Source organism: Pseudomonas sp. 22189 (assembly GCF_052045635.1).
GTDB lineage: Bacteria > Pseudomonadota > Gammaproteobacteria > Pseudomonadales > Pseudomonadaceae > Aquipseudomonas > Aquipseudomonas parakoreensis.
This window is the reverse complement of record NZ_JBQEPG010000069.1, coordinates 1-773: the sequence shown is the minus strand read 5'-3', so window position 1 is coordinate 773 and position 773 is coordinate 1. Positions and strand designations below refer to the sequence as shown.

1 protein-coding gene is annotated in these 773 nt (G+C 56.8%); it reads left to right on the top strand.

Annotated features, from left to right (window positions below; all coding sequences use genetic code 11):
* Positions 1-359: 359 nt before the first annotated feature.
* A complete protein-coding gene (locus ACTJKS_RS28010) occupies positions 360-734 on the top strand; it encodes a DUF6124 family protein (RefSeq protein WP_262947996.1) in 375 nt (124 codons plus the stop codon).
* The last annotated feature ends 39 nt before the right edge of the window (positions 735-773 follow it).

Here is a 773-nt window from a genome sequence, read left to right as displayed (position 1 = left end):
TTTGCCTTTGATGTTTAAAAATCAAAAGATCGCAGCCTGCGGCAGCTCCTACAGAAGCGGTGATTTGACGGGAGTTTTCCGACAGGTTTTGACGGTTGTGGCTCGGAAGTTGGGTGGATAGGCTGGTTCGGTCGCTGACACATCAGCGACCGGGTCTGGAAAACCCGAAGGGTCAAAGCACATGACATAATGCCGCGCTTCTTCAGCGCCGGTGTTTCAGTTATGGCGGCTGTACGTGGGAGACCCTCGGGTCTGCCGGGTTTGATCCTTTGCCGGTTTTTCCAGCCTGCGTACAGCTGCCACCCACTTCGCCTGGAAACGAAAAGTGGCAGTTCCATTTCGTTAAAAGGATCTTTGCCATGATTAAGCCCTCACCCAATCCGCCCCAAGCGGAAAGCACCTCCCCCTACGAATCCCTCGATTCAAAAAAGCTCCACGACGCCGCCGAACGCGCCCTCGACCACTACCTGAAACCGCCCGCCGCCGCTGTGAGATGCCACAAACCCAGCAGCATGTTCCAGGTCGCCCCCGACATGGACAACGAAAGCCTGCTGGTTCACGCCTGCGAATCACTGGCCTCGGCGAACATCATGACCAGCGACATTGCGGCCTACGTCGACAGCCCGCAGCGACAAACGATACTGGCAATCCAGCAAATCATCATGCTCGCCGAACTGGCGGTGAACCGGGTGCTGGATAACCACGAAATCTCGCAATCTCCAACACATAACTAATCCCCCTGTGGGAGCGAGCCTGCTCGCGAAGGCGCCAGC